The following is a 23,492-nucleotide window of genomic DNA, read 5'->3' on the forward strand; positions in this document are numbered from 1 at the left end:
TTCATTAACAGTACACAAAAGGCCGTCTGAAATTAATATTTCAGACGGCCTTTTATTTATCGCTTATTCAGCAAACTGCTTAATTTTTAAGCCAACATATTGCTGCTCATGCGTTGCGTTTGATTTTCCGTAAAACGAACCAATCCTGCCTGCTTGTCAAAGCCTAATGGCTTGGCGACAAGACGGTTGGGCAGCTTGTTTAAATGATGGTTGTAACTTCCGGCTCTGCGGTTGTAAGTGCGGCGTGCCGATGCGACTTCCGCTTCTGCTGCATTCAGCATTTCCATCAAACCGGCCAATTTCTTATCAGGATACTGTTTCAAAAGACCGTTGACGGCAGTTTGCAATTTTTTCAGGGCATAATTCAATGCTGTTTCGGCTTCACACAGATGTTTGATTTTGGATTCGGAAAATGTTTTGACAGTTTGCGCCAATGCGGTTTCGACTTCGGCACACATCTGCTGAACGTTTTGATCCGATGCAATGCCCTGCTCTTGCAGGTGTTTGCTGTATGCATCCAATACATGACGGACAGCCTGATGGCGGCAGTCGAGCGCAATGCGCAAAGAGACAAAAGATTCGCGACAGTCTTTTTTGCGGTCTTTCAACTGTTGTTTGAAATACAATAAGACGGCGGTGATTGATACGAAGATAAGTGCAAGACTAATAATACCCATAGTAAGTTCCCTAGTTATGATGCCACTCATATCGGTGGCTGATTTTTTACATTGATTATAATCCAATTTCAATATTTTTCCCAATTTTCATAAAAAAGGCCGTCTGAAATTCAGACGGCCTGAAGTTTATATTTCTATTTCAATGCTTTGACTTGATGTCGATAATCCACACTTCTGATTGCGAACCCAAACGAAGGGGAATGCCCCAGAAGCCATAGCCCGAAGTGGTGAAGAAATGGCCGTTGCCGATTGCTTCATAACCATAAGCGAGACGATAAAGCGTATGGACGATAAGGTTGGCAGGTGCAACTTGGCCGTTGTGGACATGGCCGGAGACCTGCACATCAATCGGCAGCCGGGCATGGGTTTCGATTGAAGTAGGACGGTGATCCATCAATAAAACCGGTAATTGGGTATTTTGACCTTCCAAAAGCTGCTCCGCACTGGGACGCTTGCGATCCAAATCATCGCTCCGCCCTACCAGCAACACACCATTCACTTCCAGAACCTGATTGGCCAAAACCGTCAAACCTGCCGCTTCCAATTCATGTTTGATACGCTTCTGATCGCGGAACCAGTCATGATTGCCCAAAGTGGCATAAACGCCCATCGGCGCAGTCAGCTTCTGCAAATGCGGTTTCATGTTTTCTTTAAGGTAGGCATCAACGGTATCGTCCATCAAATCCCCCGGCAGCAACACCATGTCGACTTTTTCCCGCTTCATGATGTCCGTTAGCTTGTCCAATTGACGCGCGCCAAACAAAATCCCCAAGTGCAAATCGCTGGCCACGCCGATACGCAGCGGCTTATCCATTTTCTTATTGATGAATACAGTCTGATGGCGAACAACAGGCGTATAGGCGTTATACATCCCAAAACCGAGCAAACCGGCCACAAACAAAGGCGCAAACAGCCGCAGGCTTCGTGACAGCAGTTGGCGTGCCATAAAACGGCGCAGCAAAAGATACAGGATAAATGTCGCCAGCGCGGCATACATCACAAACAGCAAGATCACCATCCAAAACGCCATCGCGCGGAATATTATATGTCCCAACTCCAGCAGCAAACCGACCAACAAGCCGTTTGTAATGAAATAGGAAATACCCATCAGCCAACGTCTGCCGACTTTGCCAATCCAAGGCGCAAACAACCATTGCAGCGAACGCCCGAGCCCGAATGTAAACACTTGCAACAGAATGACGCTCACAAAAAACATCTTGCCAAACATGCCTTTCCGCCCTAAAAAATCAAAAGGCAGATTTTAGGCCGTCTGAAACTTTCAGTGTATAATCCCCCGCGTAAAAACCCATAATATTTTGAAAGGAATCATCATGAGCCATCCCCAATCAGCCATTATTCCTGATCACGCACAAGCCGGTATTTTTATCGAAGCAGACATTTCAGACGGCCGCAATGAAGACATCAAATCTGCCTGCCGTCTTTCTTTGGAGGCTCTGGCTAAACTGAAAACCCGTTTTCCGAATGATATTTTGGGTTTGACCATTGCCTTTGGCAGCCGCGCATGGCAATCGTTCGGCCATACTGACGAAGGCAGCGAAATCAAACCTTTCCCAGAATTGGGCAACGGCCTCGCACCCTCCACCCAACACGACCTCTATATCCACATTCAAGCCACCGAGCAAAAAGCCGCCTACGCCTTGGCCCAATCTGTTTTCAGCGCATTCGGTGATAGCATCCGAGTAGCCACTGAAGAACACGGCCTGCGCCTGTATGAAGACCGCGGCTTGGACGGTTTTGTCGATGGTACGGAAAATCCGCAGGGCGATGACAATGTGCGCAATGTTGCCATCATTCCCGAAGGCAAGCCGGATGCCGGCGGCAGCTATGTTTTGCTTCAAAAATATCTGCACGATTTGAAAAAATGGGATGCTGTTTCTACTGCCGAACAAGAAGCCAGCGTTGGCCGCAGCAAAGAAACCAATGACGAATTCGGCAAAGACGTGCGCCTGCCCGACTCTCATCTCGGTCGCGTCAATGTCAAAGAAAACGGCGTTGGCCTGAAAATCGTTCGCCGCAGCCTGCCCTTCGGCAAACTCAGTGGCGAACATGGTCTGATGTTCACTTCCTATTGCAACACGCTGCACAATATTGAAGTTCAACTGCTCAATATGTTCGGCGAATCTGACGGCAAAACCGACTTGCTGTTGAAACATTTGTCTAAAGCCGTATCAGGTGCTTACTACTACGCACCTTCTGTCGAGCGTTTGCAAAATCTTTAACGGCTCAAAGGCCGTCTGAAAAAAACCTGCCTTTGAAAAGGCAGGTTTTTGTTATTTAAATTCCCTTAATACTTTTATGGTATTATCATAGAAATTTATCCACTTGTTGCTTAATAAACCCTGATTACAGACAACGATAAAAACTGATACGCCCAAGCAGCTATTTTCGATAAAATAAACCCAATCATTATCCCTATAAAATTACGACACCATGTATAAATCCCGCCTTCTTCCCTTGCCTGTATTGATTCTCTCCGCGCTAAACGCCTATGCGGCCAATACGCCGAATCCGCTTGATCAAATCGATAAAAACGTACCCAACCAATTCGACAAAGACTTCCGCGACAATCTCGACCAAATTCATTCCGTCGAAATCCAAAAACGCGAGCAGTCGGCATGGGATTTGCAGAAAAAGCAAGATAATGACGCGGTTGCACAAGAAATGCCGTCTGAAAACAATACCGAATGCTTGGATTACACCGGTATCGAGCTTTCCGGTATTACCCTCATCGATTCCAAAAAGATTGAAGCCAAGTTACCCAAATGCATCAATCAAAACAGTATCAACCAACTGAACCGGGATATCGTTGCCGAATATATCGCTCAAGGCTATCCGCATACGCAAATCAAATTTGAAACCACGCCTGAACGCGTCCTGAAATTGGCAGTCATCGAAGGCAAAATCCGTGAAATTACCGGCGGCTCCCGTACGGTCAATGTCAATACCCTCTTCCCCGATCATCAAGGCAAACCGCTGAACATCCAATACCTCGACCAAGGTATTGAACAGGCAAACCATGTTGCCGGCAACAACGTCAGCATCGATGTTTATCCGCATGATGACGGCACCGCCTCCATCCAACTCAACAACGATGCCCAAAAACATTGGGGCGGTAGCGTGACTATCGACAATAAAGGCAGCAAACCCAATACCACGACACTTCGCGGCAGCCTGAATGTCGGCAGCCCGTTGGGATTGAGCGACTCCCTTTATCTAAACGGCTATACCAATCTAAACAATCACGACAGCCATTACAGTCGCGGCGGCAGTATGTTCTACCAAGTACCTTATGGCGCATGGACATTCAGCACTTACGCCGCCGCGTCGCAATCGCAAAGCATCTTAACGCCCAGCGTAACGCGCTATGCCTACCGCTCCAAATCCAAAGCGGCAGGAATCAAAGCGGACCGCGTATTTTCACGCAGTCAAAAACACATTACCTCCGCCTATGCCGGCATCGATTATGTGAAACAGACTGCAAAATTTGCCGACAGCAAACTGGAACTGCAAAGCCCGGAAATCTATTCGGCACAAGTCGGCCTGTCGCATACAACCATCCTGCCAAACGGTATTTGGCTCAACAATATCGGTGTGGAACAAGGGTTTGCGAAAAATACCGAACATACGCCGTTCGACAAGCGCTATACCTCTGTATCCTTGCAAAGCAATTTGATTCAAAACCGCCCATTGGGTAAATGGATCGTGCGCAACCATCACCAAATCGATGCCCAATATAGCCCTCATGATTTGTTTGCCACCAAAGAAATGGACGTCGTCGGTCATCAAAATGTACGCGGTTTCCGTTCAACTTCTTTGAGCGCAAACAGCGCAGTCCTGTTAAGCAATACCGTTTATTTCCGCCGCAATACGCCTCACGGCATCTATATCGAGCCTTATCTGGGTGCAGACATCGGCGTTGCCAAAAACAATAACGAAGGTTCGCAACGCGCCATGGGTGTGGTTGCAGGTTTGAATTTGGGCAAGGCGGATAAATGGCAACTTTCTGCCGACTATGGCAAAGGTTTTGCGCGCATGCCCAACCAATCAAACAGTGAAATACAGGATCATGTGACCGTTTCTTTGCGCATTCCATTTTAAAGTTATGTAAATATATATCCTTTTATCCAATATATAAACCGCCCATCTTAACATTATTAATTTTTCATTAATATCAATAAGATGGGCGGTTTATATTTGCATTTGAAATAGTGCACACAAGGCCGTACTGGTGGTATTATTGTAAAAAATTTTATAACAATGTTAATACATTCAAAATTTCCTCAACAGAAATCTCATACCCGATATGGGATTTCTGATTCAATCTCCATCACGATAAATAAGGATTAAAATCCATGAAAATCGACACTTTATATCAGCCTAAGCTCTCAGCTTCTGGCAAAGTAACTGTCGCCGTGTGCTTTGCATTCCTGGGAAATGCAGCGGTAGCGGCCAATATCGAAGCCATCGGCCAAACTTCGGTACAGCAGCAACACAATGTTGACATCGTCAACATTGCCGCACCGACGGCCCAAGGTCTTTCTCACAACCAATATAACAAGTACAACGTTTCCCAACACGGTGCCGTTTTGAATAACGCCCTGTCTGCCGGTAAATCCCAACTGGCCGGAAACCTGTCTGCCAACAAAAACTTCCAAGGTCAGGCCGCATCTGTGATCTTGAACGAAGTGGTCAGCAAAAACCCTTCTCTGATCTTGGGTCAGCAAGAGATCTTCGGTATTGCCGCAGACTATGTTTTGGCAAACCCTAACGGCATTACCCACAACGGCGGCAGCATCCTGAATGCCAACCGCACATCCTTGGTTGTCGGTACGCCAACCGTTTCAGACGGCACGTTGAAATCTTTTAATATCAGCGACAATGGCAAACAACTGCAAGTAAACGGCAATTTGAGCGGCAACCGCGTAGTTGACCTGCTCGCGCCGCAAGTTGTTGTCGGTAAATCAGCCAATGTTAATGCCGCCGACGCCATCAACGTTTCTTCAGGCAAAAGCAACTTCGACTACAAAACCGCGCAAATCGAAGCATTGGACGCTGCTTCAAATGCGCCGGTGCTTGACGGTCATATCTTCGGCAGTATGCGTGCCGGTACCATCCGCATCCACGCGACCGACAAACGCGCCAAACAAAACATTCAAAATGCGGCGATTACCGGCACCCGCTACCTGAATATCGACAGCAAAGGCAACCTGAGCATCCAGTCTGCCAATCTGACCGGCGCACAAATGGAATTGTTTGCCCGCGATACCGACATCAAAGGCACGGTTAACAGCCATTCTGCTAACAAGTCTTCCAGCGGCAAAGAGGCGAAAAATGTTCAGCACTTCCGTTCAGACCGCAACAAAACGGAAACCTTTACCGCCAGCAATATCAATGCATCCGAGTCATTGACTTTGAACAATAGCGGCAGCCTCAACCTGAGCGCAGCCAACATCAATGCCGGCGCGCTGACCGCATCTGCCACAGGCAACTTCAATTCTAACGCGGTAAAAACCACCAACCGCATAGAATCCGACCATACTCAAAGCAAAGGCCTTTGGTACAACAACAACCTGAGCTCTTCTGCTGACGAAAGCCTGCATCAAACCAAAATCAATGCCGGCTCTGTCAATATTGCCACCACAGGCAAAGTTCAATTGGATGCGACCGAACTAAACTCGGCTGCTGATGCTCGCATTGCCGCCCAACAAGGAATCGTATTGAGCAGCAACAGCGAAACCGACAGCAGCTCGACTTATGTCAGCTTCAAAAATGAAACTGCCGCCCTGAAAACCGGTATCGCTACAAAATCTTCCAAAAACTCTACCGCCCATCAAACCAAAATCTCCGCAGCCGGTGATATCGGTTTGATTTCCGAAGGCGATTTGAGCACTTACGGCGCAAGCATCGCGGCAAACGGCAATGTCGTTACCGATGTCAACAAGATCAACTTGGGCACTCAAACCACCACTAATACCAACAGCCTCGATGACCAGAAAAAATACTGGGGCGGCCTGTTCGGCGGTGAAAGCCAAGTTCAAAACAACCGTACAGAAAACCTGCACGGCAGCAGCATTACTGCCAACTCAAACGTAGTCTTGGGTGCAAAAAACGGCGTCAACGTTTACGGCAGTACCGTTGAAGGCCAAGCCGGTACATTCGTCAGCTCCAAAGCAGGCAATGTTGATATTAAAAACGCCACCAGCACCGATACTTCCGCACAAAGCGCGCGTAAAGGTACGATTTTCAATATCACTACCTCTAAAACCAGCAGCAACAGCAGCATTGAAAAAGTAACCGGTTCTACCCTGGTTTCCAATGCCGACCTGACCGTTGTTTCCAACAAAGACATCAATGTGATCGGTTCTGCATTGTTTGCGGCACAAAAACTGCAACTGTCTTCCGCAGGCGATTTGACCATTGATGCAGCCAAAGCAGTAGAAAACAAGCAGGTCAACGAGTATTCCATCAAAGGCTACTCTGGTATCGAAACCAATAAAGAAAACGGCAGCGTGACTGCCAAAGCCGGTATCAAATTTACCGATACCCACACCGACACCCATTCTGTCGGCCTGAACGGCAGCATTTTGACCGGTAAAAACACCCAGTTGTCTTCCAACTCAAACGTTACCGTCAGCGGCAGCCAAGTCAACGGCGAAGAATCTGTCAACATTTCCGCAGCCAATGACGTCAATGTTGTTGCATCCAAAGGCAGCAGCACTGTGACCGAATCCGGCCGCGTAACCGATTTGGGCGTATCTGCTACTGCATACGAAAAAAATAACGTTGCAGGCGTCGGCGTATCTGTCGGCATTACCAGCACCAAAACAGATGCAACTACCGTAACGAATACATCCCATGTATCCAACATCAACACCGGCGGCAACGCTACCATCACTGCAAACGGCAATATTAATCAAGAAGGTACCGTGATTAACGCGACCGGCAATGTGGTTGAATCTGCCAAAAACGTTACCCATGCAGCGGCACACAGCGGTGCAAAATCCGATGTGAAACAAAACGGCGGCGGTTTGGTCGTTTCTGTTGGCATCAGCACCAACAAAGGCATCGGCGGTGAAATCACTGCACAAGGTCAAGGCAACTCTTCGACCCACAATGAATCCACTGCAACCGTAACCACCATCAACGCAGGCAATGCCATCGTTTTGGCAAATGACAAAGTGTCTGATGAAGGTACAAAATATGATGTTACCGGTGCGATCAACATTGATGCAGGTTCATACCACAACACTGCCGCCCACAACACCAGCAACAGCAGCAGTAAACAAGGAGGCGCTTCTTTGACTGTCGGCGCATACACCAAAGACGGTTCAAACGTTGATGTGAATGCCAACCTGAACGTCAACTACGCTGATGAAAACAAAAAAGAATCTACCGCCGTCAAAGGCGATATGAATGCGACCAATGTTGTCATCAACGCCAAAGACTCTGCTGAAATCGCATCCAACATTACTGCCAACAACAACGTCAACATTACCGCAGGCAACGGCGTAACCTTCACCGAGTCAGCCAATACTGCCTCCAACCAAGGTACAGCCGTTAATGTCGGTATCGGCGCTGGCGCGACAATCAATGTTGAAACCGGTGTTGCCGTTCCTCACGTCAACGGCTCTGTCGGCGTCAACAAAACCGATAACGCGTCTTCTACCGCCGCAGGCGCAAATGTAGTGGCCGGCAACGATATTAAAATCAATGCCAACAACGGCGACGTCAACCTGCACGGTACCAACCTGGTATCCAATAACTCCGTTGAAGTAGAAGGCAACAAAGTCAATACTTCCGGCGCGATCAGCAGCGTTAACGAAAAAAATCTGACCGTCAATGTCAACGGCAGCTACGCTTCAGGCAAACCAAACGGCGGCATCAACGCCAAAGGTAAAAACGACGCCACCGTAACCAATACGGCAAACACCATCCAAAGCGACAATGTTGTTATCACTACCGGCTCTCCAACCGGTTTGAGCGTCAACAATACGACCATCAACGGTAATAATGTTGCGTACTACTATGACGACAGTAAAGCTCCTGCGGCGAACCGTTATACCTACCATCCTCGCCAACCAAGCTACGCCAGACGCCGTTTGCGCTACTAAAATGCACTATTGAAGTCATTTAATAGCCATTAAGACATGCCGTCTGAAAACAGAAAGTTTTCAGACGGCATTTTTATCATCAATGCAAAACAACACACTATCTCTGTTATGATAATGCCTCGCTAATATTATTCCGTTCCAACCATGTCTTCCGCCCTTCCTTTTGACGCGCTCACACTTTCCATCGACGGTACCAACCTCATCGAAGCTTCTGCCGGTACGGGTAAAACCTACGGCATTGCCGCGCTTTTTACCCGACTGATTGTTTTAGAAAAAAAAGACATCGAGAAAATTCTGGTCGTTACCTTTACCAAAGCGGCGACGGCAGAACTGAAAACCCGTTTGCGCGCGCGTTTGGACGAAGTGTTGCAGGTTTTGAACGAAATCCAAACCTTGGGCGGCGAGCCGGAACATATTTCAGACGGCCTGAACAAATATTACGAAAAAGAGAAAAAATCCCCCGATGACTTTCTCAATCGCTTGATTCCTTTGGCTTTAGGCGAGCAAGACGGACAGGAAAGCTGCCATCGCCTGACTCTCCGCCTCAAAGCCGCGCTGAGCCAGTTTGACAACGCATCGATTTACACCATCCACGGCTTCTGTCAGCGCGTCTTGCGCGATTACGCGTTTTTGTGCGGCGCACCTTTGGATGTCGAGCTGTCGGACGACTCGCGCGAGAGGCTGCTGATTCCTGCGCAAGACTTTTGGCGGCAAAAAGTGGCAACCGATGCCACATTGGCACAATTGGTTTTTGATCGGAAATGCACGCCTGAAGAAATGCTTGCCGAAATCAAAAGCTATACCGGCCGCCCCTATCTGAAATTCAGACGGCCCGAAGGCGATTTGAAAGAAGCCCAAGCTAACCTTCAAGAAACATGGCAAAAAGTTTGCAGCCAGTTGGAAGACTTGGAAAAAGCGTTTTGGGTAATCTTGCCCAAACTTAACGGCCAGATCTACAGAAGAAATACCTTTGAAAATGTTTTTACCGATTTAAAAACAAACTCCGAATCCAACCGTCTGCCCCGCCTAAGCAAACAAACACTAGGAAAACTAAACCATTTCAGTGTCGATACACTCAACAGCAAACTGAAAAAAGAATATAAAGCCGATGCCGATGCGCCGGAAATTATTCAGCTGCAAGCCTTGGCCAATCTCGGTCGTGATTTGCAGGCAATGGAAAGCGCAGAAGAAGCAGTCTTCATCTGCCTGCAACTCGACCTACTTTCCTACATCAACCAATCCATTGCCGAACAAAAAAAATCACGCCGCGAGCGTGTGTTTGACGATTTGCTACTGGATGTCCATCAGGCATTGACCACCAATGAACACGGCAACGCATTGGCAAAAGCGGCGGCAGCAAACTGGGAAATCGCGCTGATTGACGAATTCCAAGATACCGACCCGCTGCAATACGAAATTTTCCGCCAAATTTTTATCGAACAAGGCTGCCCGCTGTTTCTCGTTGGCGACCCCAAACAGGCGATTTACAGCTTTCGCGGTGCGGACATTTACGCCTATCTGCAAGCCGCGCAAGATGCGGACAGGCATTACACCCTCGCTGTCAACTATCGCAGCCATGCCAAACTGATTAACGGCATCAGCGCCTTGTTCAAACAAAAAAAACACCCCTTCGTATTGGAAAACATCGATTACAGCGATGTCTCCGCTAGCCGCGCCGAAAGCCGGCTGTCGCCACACCGCCCCGCCATCCAAGTGCGCTGGCTCAATACGGACGACCAAACCGACAAAGAGATTTTGCGCGGCTGTGCCGCCGAATATTGCGCCGATGAAATTGCCTTTGCGCTCAATGAAGCAGCCGAAGGCCGTCTGAACTTCAAAGGCCGCGCGTTGGAATCCGGCGATATTGCCGTCTTGGTGCGCACCAACAACGAAGCGGCGATGATTGCAGGGAAACTGAAACAGCGCCGTATCCAAAGCGTGTTGCTGTCGCGCCAGTCCGTTTTCGATTCCGCCGAGGCAGACTCTCTGTCCGCGCTGATCGGCTTTTGGCTCAACCCAAGGCAAACCGACTGGCTGCGCTTTGTCTTGACCGGCGTTTTGTTCGGCTATACCGCCAAAGAGATTTACGAACTCAACCACAACGAACACCAGCTGCTGAAATGGCTGGAGTCGTCTGCCCAAGCCATGGAAAAATGGCGGAAAGGCGGCATTTTTGCCGCCGTGCAGCAGTTTGCCGCCCTACATGACATCGAAACACGCCTGCTCAAAGGCGGCAACGAGCGTAGCCTGACCAACTACTATCAAATTCTGGAGCTTTTGGCCGAAGAAGACAGCCAAAGCCGCAACCCTGCCGCCCTGCATAAATGGCTGAACGAACAAATCAGCCGTGCGCGCAGCGGCCATTTCCCATCAGACGCGCAAACCATCCGTCTTGAAAGCGACGAAAAACTGGTCAAAATCGTTACCATGCACGCGTCGAAAGGTTTGCAATATCCTTTGGTTTACTGCCCCTTCGCATGGGATACCAAAGACAATTCCAAAGAAAACTGGAAAATCCTGCATACTGACAACCACGAAACCGAGCTGCTGGCCAAATCGCAAACCTCAGAAGCAGAACTAAGCCACCTTGCCGACGAAAAGACGGCCGAAGATTTACGCCTACTTTATGTCGCCCTTACCCGCGCCGAAGAACAGCTCAATATCTACGCCGCCGCCAACAAAAACTGTACGCCAAACAATCCTTTTGCCTATCTGCTCGAAGGTTTGCCGGATGCCGGCCGCGAAAGCGTCAGCCAAAGCTATAAAAGCGCGACAGACGTTGTGGAAATGCTCAAAACCAACTGGCAACGCTTTATCACAAACACGCCTGAAAATACGGAGTTTGCATTCACGGAAGAAGCCCCGCCGGAAACCGTCTACCAATACAGCCGCCAGCAAGACCAAGCTTTTAGCGCACATAGCATCAAACGCCGCGATTTTGACTTTATCCGCCACACCAGCTTTACCGGTTTGAGCCGGCATACCAAGTCAACCGACGAACAACACGAGCCTTTGCAACCTGCCATCGATCCGGCAGAAAGCGCAGACCGTGCCATGCCGTCTGAAAACCTGCCGCCCCCACTTTCAGACGGCCTCGATATCCACCATTTCCCCCACGGCACCAATGCCGGCGTATGTTTGCATGAAATGCTGGAAAAACTCGACTTCGCCGCCTCTGCCGAGAGCCAATCCGAAATGATTGCCGAAGTTTTGCAACGCCACAGCTTTGAAGACAAATGGCTGCCGACGGTAATCACCATGCTCGATACCTGCCGCCTTACGCCTTTAATCAACGAGAGCCTGTCGCAGATTCCGCCGACCCGACGCCTGCCCGAAATGGGGTTTACCCTGTACATGGACGATTTCAAACTGGACGACTTGCGCCGTTGGTTTGCCTCAAGCGAAGCAAACCTGCCGCCCGAATGCGTTCAAGCCGCGCAACTGCTTGACTTCCATGATTTACAAGGCTATTTGAACGGCTTTATTGATATGGTTTGCCAAGATTCAGACGGCAATGTCGTTTTAATCGACTACAAATCCAACCATTTGGGCAACGATGCAAGCGCCTACACGCAACAGGCGATGAACGAAGCCGTGGCACATCATCACTACTATCTGCAAGCCCTGATCTACGCCGTTGCCACCGCACGCTACTATGCCCTGCGCGGCAAGCCGTTGCCCAAAATCGCCATCCGCTACCTCTTCCTGCGCGGCATGGACGGCTCGGATCGCGGCATTTGGAAATGGGACATCGATACCGCCCTGCTTTCCACTTTCGTTGAACGAAAAACAAATTCTTGATAAATCATTTTGTTAAGCCGTCAAAAAGGCCGTCTGAAACGTTTTCAGACGGCCTTTGATTATTTGTGCAAACCGCATTCCTTACTGTCTTTGCTTTCCCACCACCATCGCCCGGCGCGGATATTTTCGCCTAGCTTGACCGGACGCGTGCAGGGTTCGCACCCAATACTGGGATAGCCTTGATGATAAAGCGCATTGAGCGGAACTTGGTGTTCGTGTGCATATGCCCAAACATCCTGCTCTTCCCAATCAAAAATAGGATTGAATTTGGCGATGTTGCGGCCGGTATCCAGCTCTTCAAAATTCAATTCGCTGCGCGTTTCGGACTGGCTGCGGCGTTGTCCGGTCAGCCATGCGGGGGCGTTGTGCAAAGCGCGGTTGAGCGGTTCGATTTTGCGGATATGGCAGCAACGGCGGCGCAACTCGACGCTGTCGTACATCGCGGTCGTGCCAAATTCCGCTTCAAATTCATCGGCGGTTTGTCGGTTGGGATAAAACACTTCCAATTCGGTTTGATAACGCGCATTGGTTTCGGAAATCAGCGCGGCGGTCTCGGGATTGAGTTTGCCCGTATTGAGCGTGATGATGCGGATGGGTAGTTTCAGACGGCTCACGGCATCGGTAATGACCATATCTTCAACTGCAAGGCTGGATGCGAACACGGCTTGCGGATAGCGTACGGCAATGTCTTGCAAACGGCGCTCCAAAGCGGCTGCCAACTCAGGCAGGCGGCGGCGTTCGGCATCGCTGATTTCGGGGATTTTCCAGAGTTGTGGACGGAATAAAGACATGGCTGGTTGTTCCTAATAATTTTCAGACGGCCTGTTGAAACGGCTGCCGATATGGTTATGGAACAATATTGTCCTGCGCCCTATCTTCAAACGGAAAGAATGCTTTTCTATTTCTTTATAACCAAAGCGTCTGCTGCTGGTTTTTCGGCAGCAAATGACTCACACCGATACCGATCAGGCGGAAGGCGTCTTCGCGTTGCGGCGGTATGCGTTGCAACAAAGTATGCGCCGCCTGAAGCAGCGAGGCGCTGTCGGGAAGGACGGAAGAATACGTCAGCGAACGCGTAATAATGCGGAAATCATGGGTTTTGAGTTTGAGGGTAACGCCTTTGGCTTCGACGTTTTTGCGTTCGATTTGCCGCCAGAGGTCTTCGGCAAGGTGCGGCAAATGACTTGAAGCCTGCGCCAAAGACAAATCTTCGGGCAAGGTAATTTCGGTTGAGATTTGCAGGCGTTCACGTTCGGCTTTGACAGGCCGCTCGTCAATACCGCGTGCCAAATCATAAAGGCGGTAGCCGTAGCGGCCGAAATGGTTTAAAAGTTCGCCGCGCTCAAAACGGCGCAAATCGCCGGCAGTTTGCATACCGAGGGCATTCATCTTTTTCAGCGTGACTTTGCCGACACCGGGAATCTTACCCAACGGCAGGCTCTCCAAAAACGCCATGATTTTTTGCGGCGGCAACACAAACTGCCCGTTTGGCTTCCGCCAATCTGAAGCAATTTTTGCCAAAAACTTATTGGGTGCAATACCTGCGGAGGCGGTCAAACCGGTTTCTTCAAAAATTTCGGCACGAATGCGTTTAGCCACCTCGCTGGCGTACGGGATATTTTCAAAATTTCGGGTAACATCCAAATAGGCTTCGTCCAAAGACAAAGGCTCGATCAAATCGGTATAACGCCGAAACACGGCATGAATCTGCGCCGATACTTGGCGGTACAAATCAAAATGCGGCGACACAAACACCGCCTGCGGACACAGCCTTTTCGCCGTCGCCACCGACATGGCCGAGTGCAAACCGAATTTGCGCGCCTCATAAGAAGCGGCACAAATGACCGACCGCGTACCGTCCCACGCCACAACGACCGGCAACCCTTTCAGGTGCGGCTGCTCGCGCAGTTCTACCGAAGCGTAGAATGCGTCCATATCGATATGGATGATTTTGCGTTGAGACATGGGAAAAGATGGATAAGAAAAAGGCTTATTGTAACAAAAGGCCGTCTGAAGTTTCAGACGGCCTCTATGTTTAAGCCCTATTTTTTACTGGAAAGCTGGTCAAATAATCCGCCGTCGGCAAAGAATTTTTTCATGATTTCTTCCCACGGGCCAAATTTCTCATTCGGATTAAACGTCTCAATCTCAGGGAAATCGGCTTTGTGTTTTGCCAATACTTCAACATTGCGCGGACGCAGGTAAAGATTGGCGGCCAACTCTTGGGCAGGTTCGCTCCAGAGGTTTTGCAGATAGGCTTCGGCAGTGGCGCGTGTGCCTTTTTTGTCGACTACGCTGTCCACGACGGCAACCGGCGCTTCGGAAAGAATAGTGTAGCTTGGATAAACAATTTCAAATTGGTCTTGGGTCAGCTTTTTGCTGACGTAGTTGGCCTCATTTTCAAAGGTAACCAAGACATCGCCGATATGGCGTTGGCTGAAAGTCGTCGTCGCCGCACGGCCGCCGTTTTCAAATACAGGCGTGTTTTTCAGCAATGCGGCCACAAAATCTTTGGTTTTGCCTTCATCGCCGTTATTCACTTTCAAACCATAACCGTACGCACCCAAAAAGGCGTAGCGGCCGTTGCCGGTGGTTTTCGGGTTGGCCAAAACAATTTGCACGCCGTCTTTGGCCAAATCGCCCCAGTCTTGGATGTGTTTCGGATTACCTTTGCGCACCAAGAAAACGACGTTGCTGGTATAAGGCACGGCATTGTCCGGCAGGCGCGTGTTCCAATCGGCTTTGACCAAACCTTTTTTCACCAAAAGCTCAATATCGGAAGTCTGGTTCATGGTCACCACATCGGCAGCCAAACCGTTGGCGACAGCCAAAGCCTGCTTGCTGGAGCCGCCGTGTGACTGTTGGACTTCAACCGATTGTCCGCCGTTTTTTGCGGTAAACTCTTTGACAAACAAAGGATTGTATTCTTTATAAAAATCTCGTGCGACATCATAAGAGACATTCAACAGCTTCACATTACCGCCCTTGCCTGCGGAAGCTGCATTGTCGGCAGATTGTTCGTTTTTGGGAGAGCAGGCACTCAACGCCAGCGCGGCGGTCAATGCGGCAAAAGAAAGGGTACGGATATTCATGGTCGGCTCCTATTAAAAGTATGGCGATACTTTATCGGGATCGGAGGCAAACGGGAAATAATGTTTGCTTTTGGGTTTATCAGTTTTGGTTATATAAACCGAGGCCGTCTGAAATCAAAAAATAATTATTTATAACTATAAAATCTAAACCATATTATTTACAAAGTTAATAAAAAAGAGTACCGTTCGTATTTGCCGAATCATTAGGCGTTTTGTTCAATAATCGAAAAATGGAGTGTAGAAACGATGAAACAATGGATGCTTTTAGGATTGCTGGGATTAGGCGCAGCGGCACAGGCGCACGATGTTTGGGTGGCCGCACCGACACATCAGCCTGCCGGCCAAATCCTGCATGCGGATTTGGGTTACAGCCATGACTTCCCCAATGTCGAAAAAATCGCCGACGACCGCGTGCATATTTTCAAACCGCTGCAATTGACCGGCAACTCAAAGAAAACCGTTGATTTGGTAAATAAAGGCGAAAACTATCAATACGTTTCCAGAGCTGCTTTGCCTGAAGGTTCCTACTGGGTCAGCGCAACCTACAAGCCTACTTTCTGGTCGAAAAACAAAGATGGCTGGAAACAGCAAACCTTAAAACAACTGGCCGGTGCCACCTATTGCGAACAGGCACAAATGTTCGGCAAAAGCTTTGTCCAAGTGGGCAACGGCGCAGTCGATGAAGCGGTATTGACCCGCCCTATCGGCCAAGAGCTGGAACTGGTTCCGCTGCAAAATCCGAACGAAGTCAAAGCCGGCGGCATTTTGCCGGTCAAAGTCCTGTACAAAGGCGAGCCTTTGGTTAAAGCCACCGTTACCGCCAGCTCGGACACTTTGGCCGAAATGGACTTGGAATCAACCCATGACCACCGCGAGCCTCAAGGCTTCTCCGGCAAAACCGATAAAAACGGCGTGGTCAATGTGATTACGTTGATTGACGGCTTGTGGAAAATCAAAGTCGTGAACGAGACCGATTACGGCGATAAAAGCGTATGTCAGAAAGACAATACTTACGCAACGCTGATTGTGCCTGTCGGTACCAAACGCGCGGCTGCACGCCATGCCCACCATCATCAACATTAACAGCCATTAAAAAAGGCCGTCTGAACTTTCAGACGGCCTTCATTTATTCTAATTCATAACCCAAATTTCTAAAAAAACGGGAGAATGTTTCCAATTTATCCTCATTCAATTGGGCAAACCGGACACGGTTGCAGCCGGTCAAGACCACATTGCCCATCCAATGCGCCCCAAAGACACGCTCTAAAGGGACATTCCTCATTTGATTGATAAACGGTACTTCTGAAGAAAATTGTGTAGCAATATTCGGAGGCGCGAATTTCAAACCCAAGTCCTGCAATCTATAACGATGTTGCGCCGTCAAAAACATATCTTCGTGGTGCAGCCGTATCAGCCATTCCATATCGGCAATTTTTTCGTCTTTCGGCGGCAAAGGCGGTCGGATTTCTACATTTAAGCCCAGTTGTCGTGGCATAGCTAAAAGCCGTCTGCTGCGCAGGCTGAAACCGCCATTCTGCGGCTCGTCCAAATTTGGAGAAGTCTGAATCAGATGTTGTTTGGCCAAATATTGGTCGGTTCCCTTCAGGAAAAACTGCCCGTCGGCTTCGGTTTCCAACAAAATCGGCAAAGGTGCGCCGATATAGTCATATTCCCGATAGGCATCCTGCCAGTTTTGACCGTTCAACACCCAGCCGTCATTTTGAACGATCAAACAATAATCAGTATCGATGTAATACATCAGTTGGTACAAAACAAACAGATTATATTCGAGATAACCGAATGGCCGGCAAGGCTGATGTCGGATATTTTCCGGCAAACCTTGCGGACAGCTCGGGCTGATCAGCAATCCACGGCTTCCAGGCAATTCGGCACAGCTGCGGATAATTGCATACATCGTGCCCTCGGTATAAGAATCTGCACCGGTAATACCAACCACGGTAATGTCAGCAAAACTCATTATATGTTTCTCCTGTTTCAGACGGCCTTTGAGTTATTTACGACACCTTGTTGCAAATTTCTTTCAAGCGATACAAGGCATCCAAGGCTTCGCGCGGCGTGAGGTTGTCGGGCTGAATTTGCGCCAAAGCTTCAGCCAATTCATTGGCCTGCAAATTATCAACAGGTTCAATTTCTTGTGTTTTCCCTTCCTCATCTGCCCTATTTTCAGACGGCATTGCGCTGAAAATGTCCAACTGCGGGCGGTTGGCGGCGGCTTGGTTTTCCAAATCGTTTAAATGCTTTTGAGCCGCTTTCAAAGCGCGGTTGGGCAGACCTGCGAGTTTGGCAACGGCGATACCGTAGCTTTTGCTGGCAGGACCGGGTTCGATGTGGTGGAGGAAGACGATGTCTTGGCCTTGCTCAAGTGCGGAGAGGTGCATATTGACTGCCGTTGCGTGGGCTTCGGGCAGTTTGGTTAACTCAAAATAGTGGGTGGCAAAGAGGCTGAAGGATTTGTTTTTTTGCAGCAGGTGTTCGGCAATGGCTTGCGCAAGGGCGAGACCGTCAAAAGTCGAAGTGCCGCGACCGACTTCGTCCATAAGGACGAGGGATTGCTCGGTGGCGTGGTGGAGGATGTAGGCAGTTTCGCTCATTTCGACCATGAAGGTGGAGCGGTTGGAAGCTAAGTCGTCCGATGCGCCGATACGGGTAAAGATTTGGTCGATGGGCCCGATTTGTGCGGCATCGGCGGGGACGAAGCTGCCGGTGTGCGCCATGAGGACGATGTGGGCGACTTGGCGCATGTAGGTGGATTTACCGCCCATATTGGGGCCGGTCAGGAGCATGAGGCGGTGTTTGTGGTCGAGGCGGGTGTGGTTGGCGGTGAAGTGGCGCACTTGTTGCTCGACGACGGGATGGCGGCCGTTTTCGATATGGAGGACCGGATAGTCGGCAAACTCGGGGCAAACGAAGCCGCGTTCGGCTGCAATCGCGGCAAACGTAGAAAGTACGTCGAGGGCAGCCGCGGCTTTGGCGGCTTTTTGAAGCTGGGGAAGGGTCGTCTGAATGTCTTTGAGGAGGGCTTCAAACAGGCGTTTTTCCAATGCCAATGCCTGCTCTTGCGCGGTCAGGACTTTGTCTTCGAAGGTTTTGAGTTCGGGGGTAATGAAGCGTTCGGCGTTTTTCAGGGTCTGGCGGCGCTGGTAGTCGGCGGGGGCTTGTTCGGCTTGGACTTTGGATAGCTCGATGTAGAAGCCGTGGACGCGGTTGAACTCGACTTTGAGGGTGGAGAGGCCGGTGCGTTCTCGTTCGCGCGCTTCAAGCTCAAGCAGAAATTCGTCGCCGTGGTTTTGGATATGGCGCAGTTCGTCCAGTTCTGCCGAATAGCCTTGGTTGATAACACCGCCGTCTTTGAGCCAGACGGCGGGCTCGGGCATCACGGCGGCTTTGAGAGTTTCGGCAACAGGCAGGGTTTCGGGGAAAACGGCTTTGAGGGTTTCCAAAAGGCTGCTGCCCTCGGCGGACAATTCAATTTCATTCAGGGCAAACAGGCTGTCGCGCAGGGCGGCGAGGTCGCGCGGGCGGGCGTTGCCGACGGCGATTCGGGCGGCGATGCGTTCGATGTCTGCGATGTTTTTCAGACGACCTTGCAGGGTTTCGTATTGCGAACCCAGCGCGGCAACGGCTTCTTGGCGGGCACGGATGTGGGCGCGGCTGCGTAAGGGGTGGTGTAGCCAGAGTGCCAAGAGGCGGCTGCCCATGTGGGTGGCACAGCCGTCGAGTATGGAAAACAGGGTCGGCGATTTTTTGCCGGAGAGGGTTTGCGTGATTTCGAGATTGCGGCGCGTGGCGGCGTCCATGCCGATATATTGGCTGTCGGTTTCGAGCGAAATGCCGTCGAGGTGTTGCGGCATCAGGTTTTGCGTCAGGCGGATGTAGTTCAACAGCGCGCCCGCCGCACCGACGGCGGCTTCGTATTCTTTGCCGTCCAAACCGAAACCGTGCAGGTCTTGGCAGCCGAAGTATTCGGTCAACAACTTCGCGCCCGCGTCGGCGGCAAACTGCCATGAGTTCAGGCGCGTAATGTTGGCAGAGGTTGCCTGAAAACCATCAGGCAGGCTTTTGCCTTCGGGCAACAGAATTTCCGCCGCCTGCAAACGCGCCAGCTCATCGGCGAGTTTGTCCGCCGTCGTCAGCTTGGTTTTGAATTCGCCGCTTTGCAAAGAAGCCCATGCGATGGCAACGTTTTTCCTGTCTGCGTTCACCGCCACAATGCGGTTGGTTTCCTTGTCTTCCAAAAACGCCGCGTCGGTCAGCGTGCCGGGCGTAACGATGCGCACGACTTTGCGCTCCACCGGCCCTTTGCCCGCGCCGACTTCGCCCACTTGCTCACACACTGCCACGCTTTTTCCCATCTTCACCAGCCGCGCCAGATACTGCTCCGCCGCGTGAAACGGCACGCCCGCCATCTTAATCGGCACGCCGTCCATCTGCCCGCGCGTGGTCAAGGTGATGTCCAACAGCTTCGCCGCTTCCACCGCGTCATCCAAAAACAACTCGTAAAAGTCGCCCATGCGGTAAAACACCAGCTTGTCGGCGTGTTGCGATTTGATGTCGAGATACTGCTGCATCATCGGGGAAACAGTGGGTTTGGACATGGAAAAACCTTAGAAACGCAAAAGCGTTATTGTAACAAAAGGCCGTCTGAAAAACAGGTTTCAGACGGCCTTTAACAGTAGCTTGGTTTTAAGCCAAAGTCACTTCCAAATTATCAATCAGGCGCGTGGTACCCAAACGAGCGGCGGCAAGCACCACCAATTCTTTATCGCCGACATGAGCCACTGCCAAGCTGTGTGCATGGCGGATTTCAACGTAATCAACTACCCAGCCGGCATCGCTCAAACGGCGGATACATTCGGCCTCGAGCTGGGCGTAATCCAGATTGCCGTTTTTCAGGGCTGCGGCAATGTTTTGCAACTCTTGATAGAGGCGGGGCGCTTCTGCACGCTCTGCTTCGCTCAAATATTGGTTGCGGCTGGAAAGTGCCAGGCCGTCTGAAGCGCGGCCGGTATCGACCGGGACGATTTCGATATTGAAATTCAAGTCTTCGACAAAGCCTTTAATAATCGCCAGCTGCTGATAGTCTTTTTTGCCGAAACAGGCGGTATCGGGTTGAACAATGTTGAACAATTTGGTTACAACGGTGGCAACGCCGCGGAAATGTCCCGGGCGGAATTTGCCGCACAATTCGTTTTGCAGGTGCGGAGGCTCGACATTGAAACGCTGTTCCACATTCGGATACAGCTCTTTTTCATCAGGCGCAAACACGACGGCAACGCCCTCGCCTGCCAATTTGTCGGCATCTTGCTGCAAAGTGCGCGGATATTTGTCGAAATCTTCGCCTTGTCCGAATTGCAGACGGTTGACAAAAATACTGACTACAACGTTATCGGCACGTTTTTTCGCTTCGCGCACCAGCGCAAGATGGCCTTCGTGCAGATTGCCCATGGTCGGTACAAATGCCACTTTTCCGGCAGTTTTGCGCCACTCGCGCAATTCTTTAATCGTATGAATGATTTGCATGGTTTGAAAAATCCTTTATCTTTTCCGCCGTTTCATCAACGGAAATCACGCGCCGATTATACGCTTTTATTTATCAAAAAGGCCGTCTGAAATAAGTTTCAGACGGCCTGGTTTTTATTTTATCCGGCAAACGTATGTTCGACAGATGGGAACGTTTTTGCTTTGACTTCGTCCACATAGGCTTTGACCGCAGCTTGAACGCTGTCTTTGCCCTGCATAAAGTTCTTCACGAATTTGGCGGTTTTACCGGGGAAAATGCCGAGCATATCGTGCATCACCAAAACCTGACCGTCGCAATCCACGCCTGCGCCAATACCGATGGTCGGGCAAGAAACGGTCTCAGTCACTTTTTTCGCCAACTCTGCAGGAACACATTCCATCAATACGATTGCCGCACCTGCAGCATCATGCGCTTTGGCATCGTTGAGCAACGCTTCCGCCTTGTCGCCTCGGCCTTGAACTTTATAGCCGCCGAATGCAAACACGGATTGCGGGGTCAGGCCGATGTGGGCGCAAACAGGGATACCGCGCATTTGCAGAAATTCAGTGGTCTCCGCCATCCAGACGCCGCCTTCAAGTTTGACCATATGCGCGCCGGCCGCCATCAATTCGGCCGCCGCCGCAAATGCCTGCTCTTTGCTCTGCTGATACGCGCCAAACGGCAAGTCGCTGACAATCATGGCATTTTGAGTGCCGCGAGCCACGCATTCAGTGTGGTAGCACATATCCTGCAAGCTCACCGGCAAAGTGGAATGACGACCTTGCACCGCCATGCCCAAAGAATCGCCGACCAGCAGTACATCTACGCCGGCATTGTCCATCAGCGCGGCAAAGCTGGATTCATAAGCGGTCAGCATGGCGATTTTCTCGCCCTCTGCTTTCATTTTTTGCAAAGTGTTTACGGTAATCATGGTGTTGTGTGTTCCGCCCGACGGGCAGCCCTTTGTTATAAATGGAAACGCGGTATTATAAGGTCTGCTTTTAAAATATCAAAGCATAAGCAAAAAGCCCGACTGCTTTCACAATCGGGCTTTTAATTGGTGCCGGCACCAAGAGTCGAACTCGGGACCCCCTGATTACAAGTCAGGTGCTCTACCAACTGAGCTATACCGGCTTACTGAAATGCCTTACAGCACCATCAGTCTTTAACTGGTGCCGGCACCAAGAGTCGAACTCGGGACCCCCTGATTACAAGTCAGGTGCTCTACCAACTGAGCTATACCGGCAAGGAAGTCGGCATTATGCCGATAAGTTCCCATCTTGGCAAGCATTTTAAAACAAAGTTACTCACGAAATTATAAAAACCAATGATTTTAAAGAAAATTAAATACATGCATTATCTTTCTATCCAACACACTCAAAGGCCGTCTGAAAACCGCCCCAGCGCAAAACATCATGGTTTCTGTTAAAATAACGCCTTTTACATCTTTCCGTCTTTGCCCATGCCACCCCGCCATCCTTACCGCCGCCTGCGCCCAGCCAAATCCCATCTGCCCGAAGTCGGCATTTCCGAAGAAGGCAATATCCGTTCCCTGCACTTGGGCAGCGACACCATTCAAAGCTCCATGAATGTCGATCATCCGTCCGAGCTGGTGTTGTCGTACAGCCGCGCCATGATGGGTTGGCTGCTGTTTGCAGAAAACCCGCCCAAACACATCACCCAAATCGGCTTAGGCGGCGGCTCGTTTGCCCGTTGGATAGACAGCTACCTGCCCGATACCAAGCAAACCGCCGTGGACATCAATCCGCAAGTCATCGCCGTGGCGCGCAGCCTGTTTGAATTGCCGCACGAAGGCGAAAATTTTGAAATTATCGAGGCGGATGGCGCGGAATATATTAAAGTGTTCCGCCACAATACCGATGTAATTTTAGTAGATGGTTTTGACGGCGAACAGATTATCGATGCTTTGGTGGAAGAACCCTTCTTCCAAGACTGCCGCAACGCTCTCTCTCCCAACGGCGTATTTGTGACCAACTGGTGGAGCGGCGACCAGCGTTATCAACGCTTTGTCGAACGCCTGCTCAACGTCTTTGACGGCCGCGTGCTCGAACTGCCTGCCGAGAGCCACGGCAACGTAGCGGTCATGGCCTTCCAAAGCAGCTCTAAAGAACAAAATCTCGACAACCTGAAAAAACGCGCCGAAAAATTAAGCGAAAAATACGGCTTGGACTTCAAACGGATGCTTGCTGATTTGAAAGCCAACAATCAAAACAACGGCAAGAATTTTTATCTGTAAACCGCTTCAGGC

At 50.2% G+C, this 23,492-nt stretch carries 15 protein-coding genes and 2 tRNA genes; 6 read left to right on the top strand and 11 right to left on the bottom strand.

Annotation, left to right across the window (positions count from 1 at the left end; genetic code table 11):
- Positions 1-86 precede the first annotated feature (86 nt).
- Together HMPREF2606_RS07120 and HMPREF2606_RS07125 are read right to left on the bottom strand one after the other, a co-directional pair.
- The gene (locus HMPREF2606_RS07120) at positions 87-677 is read right to left on the bottom strand and encodes a LemA family protein (RefSeq protein WP_070712578.1); all 591 of its coding nucleotides are present in this window, start codon (positions 675-677) and stop codon (positions 87-89) included.
- Between the two features lie 139 nt (positions 678-816).
- Positions 817-1,905, bottom strand: coding sequence for a metallophosphoesterase (locus HMPREF2606_RS07125; protein WP_070584175.1), 1,089 nt, complete (start codon positions 1,903-1,905; stop codon positions 817-819).
- 103 nt (positions 1,906-2,008) lie between these two features.
- On the opposite strand from HMPREF2606_RS07125, the gene HMPREF2606_RS07130 reads away from it, so the two are divergent.
- The 4 genes from HMPREF2606_RS07130 to recB all read left to right on the top strand — a co-directional run bounded on the left by HMPREF2606_RS07130 (position 2,009) and on the right by recB (position 12,610).
- Positions 2,009-2,917 carry a Dyp-type peroxidase gene (locus tag HMPREF2606_RS07130; RefSeq protein WP_070584173.1) on the top strand — a complete coding sequence of 303 codons (909 nt, stop codon included), beginning with the start codon at positions 2,009-2,011 and terminating at the stop codon, positions 2,915-2,917.
- A gap of 211 nt (positions 2,918-3,128) precedes the next feature.
- The gene (locus HMPREF2606_RS07135) at positions 3,129-4,796 is read left to right on the top strand and encodes a ShlB/FhaC/HecB family hemolysin secretion/activation protein (protein WP_070584172.1); all 1,668 of its coding nucleotides are present in this window, start codon (positions 3,129-3,131) and stop codon (positions 4,794-4,796) included.
- Between the two features lie 254 nt (positions 4,797-5,050).
- On the top strand, positions 5,051-8,809 hold the full coding sequence (locus HMPREF2606_RS07140; protein WP_070459940.1) for a hemagglutinin repeat-containing protein: 3,759 nt from the start codon (positions 5,051-5,053) through the stop codon (positions 8,807-8,809).
- A 144-nt stretch (positions 8,810-8,953) separates the two neighbouring features.
- Positions 8,954-12,610, top strand: coding sequence for an exodeoxyribonuclease V subunit beta (gene recB, locus HMPREF2606_RS07145; RefSeq protein ID WP_070843470.1), 3,657 nt, complete (start codon positions 8,954-8,956; stop codon positions 12,608-12,610).
- Positions 12,611-12,669: 59 nt separating this feature from the next.
- Here the strand turns inward: recB and HMPREF2606_RS07150 are convergent, their stop codons facing one another.
- From HMPREF2606_RS07150 to HMPREF2606_RS07160, 3 genes are all read right to left on the bottom strand, one after another.
- The gene (locus tag HMPREF2606_RS07150) at positions 12,670-13,401 is read right to left on the bottom strand and encodes a phosphoadenylyl-sulfate reductase (RefSeq protein ID WP_070712574.1); all 732 of its coding nucleotides are present in this window, start codon (positions 13,399-13,401) and stop codon (positions 12,670-12,672) included.
- A gap of 115 nt (positions 13,402-13,516) precedes the next feature.
- Complete coding sequence (gene dinB / locus HMPREF2606_RS07155) at positions 13,517-14,575, bottom strand: DNA polymerase IV (protein WP_070712571.1); 1,059 nt, start codon at positions 14,573-14,575, stop codon at positions 13,517-13,519.
- A gap of 77 nt (positions 14,576-14,652) precedes the next feature.
- A complete protein-coding gene (locus tag HMPREF2606_RS07160; RefSeq protein WP_199900787.1) occupies positions 14,653-15,696 on the bottom strand; it encodes a sulfate ABC transporter substrate-binding protein in 1,044 nt (347 codons plus the stop codon).
- 252 nt (positions 15,697-15,948) lie between these two features.
- On the opposite strand from HMPREF2606_RS07160, the gene HMPREF2606_RS07165 reads away from it, so the two are divergent.
- Complete coding sequence (locus HMPREF2606_RS07165) at positions 15,949-16,785, top strand: DUF4198 domain-containing protein (RefSeq protein WP_070712566.1); 837 nt, start codon at positions 15,949-15,951, stop codon at positions 16,783-16,785.
- Positions 16,786-16,828: 43 nt separating this feature from the next.
- On the opposite strand, the gene HMPREF2606_RS07170 is transcribed toward HMPREF2606_RS07165, so the two are convergent.
- The 6 genes from HMPREF2606_RS07170 to HMPREF2606_RS07195 all read right to left on the bottom strand — a co-directional run bounded on the left by HMPREF2606_RS07170 (position 16,829) and on the right by HMPREF2606_RS07195 (position 22,469).
- Entirely contained in the window at positions 16,829-17,680 is an 852-nt protein-coding gene (locus tag HMPREF2606_RS07170; RefSeq protein WP_070712563.1) for a DUF5672 family protein, read from the bottom strand.
- Between the two features lie 37 nt (positions 17,681-17,717).
- Entirely contained in the window at positions 17,718-20,318 is a 2,601-nt protein-coding gene (mutS, locus tag HMPREF2606_RS07175; RefSeq protein WP_070843471.1) for a DNA mismatch repair protein MutS, read from the bottom strand.
- A gap of 88 nt (positions 20,319-20,406) precedes the next feature.
- Positions 20,407-21,243 carry a pantoate--beta-alanine ligase gene (gene panC, locus HMPREF2606_RS07180; RefSeq protein ID WP_070712560.1) on the bottom strand — a complete coding sequence of 279 codons (837 nt, stop codon included), beginning with the start codon at positions 21,241-21,243 and terminating at the stop codon, positions 20,407-20,409.
- A 119-nt stretch (positions 21,244-21,362) separates the two neighbouring features.
- Entirely contained in the window at positions 21,363-22,154 is a 792-nt protein-coding gene (gene panB, locus HMPREF2606_RS07185) for a 3-methyl-2-oxobutanoate hydroxymethyltransferase (protein WP_070712558.1), read from the bottom strand.
- A 127-nt stretch (positions 22,155-22,281) separates the two neighbouring features.
- Positions 22,282-22,357: transfer RNA gene (locus HMPREF2606_RS07190), tRNA-Thr, on the bottom strand.
- Positions 22,358-22,393: 36 nt separating this feature from the next.
- Positions 22,394-22,469: transfer RNA gene (locus HMPREF2606_RS07195), tRNA-Thr, on the bottom strand.
- Between the two features lie 216 nt (positions 22,470-22,685).
- Here HMPREF2606_RS07195 and HMPREF2606_RS07200 point away from each other — a divergent pair.
- On the top strand, positions 22,686-23,480 hold the full coding sequence (locus HMPREF2606_RS07200; protein ID WP_070712556.1) for a polyamine aminopropyltransferase: 795 nt from the start codon (positions 22,686-22,688) through the stop codon (positions 23,478-23,480).
- Positions 23,481-23,492 lie beyond the last annotated feature (12 nt).

The organism is Neisseria sp. HMSC070H10 (genome assembly GCF_001837635.1).
Classification (GTDB): domain Bacteria; phylum Pseudomonadota; class Gammaproteobacteria; order Burkholderiales; family Neisseriaceae; genus Neisseria; species Neisseria subflava_A.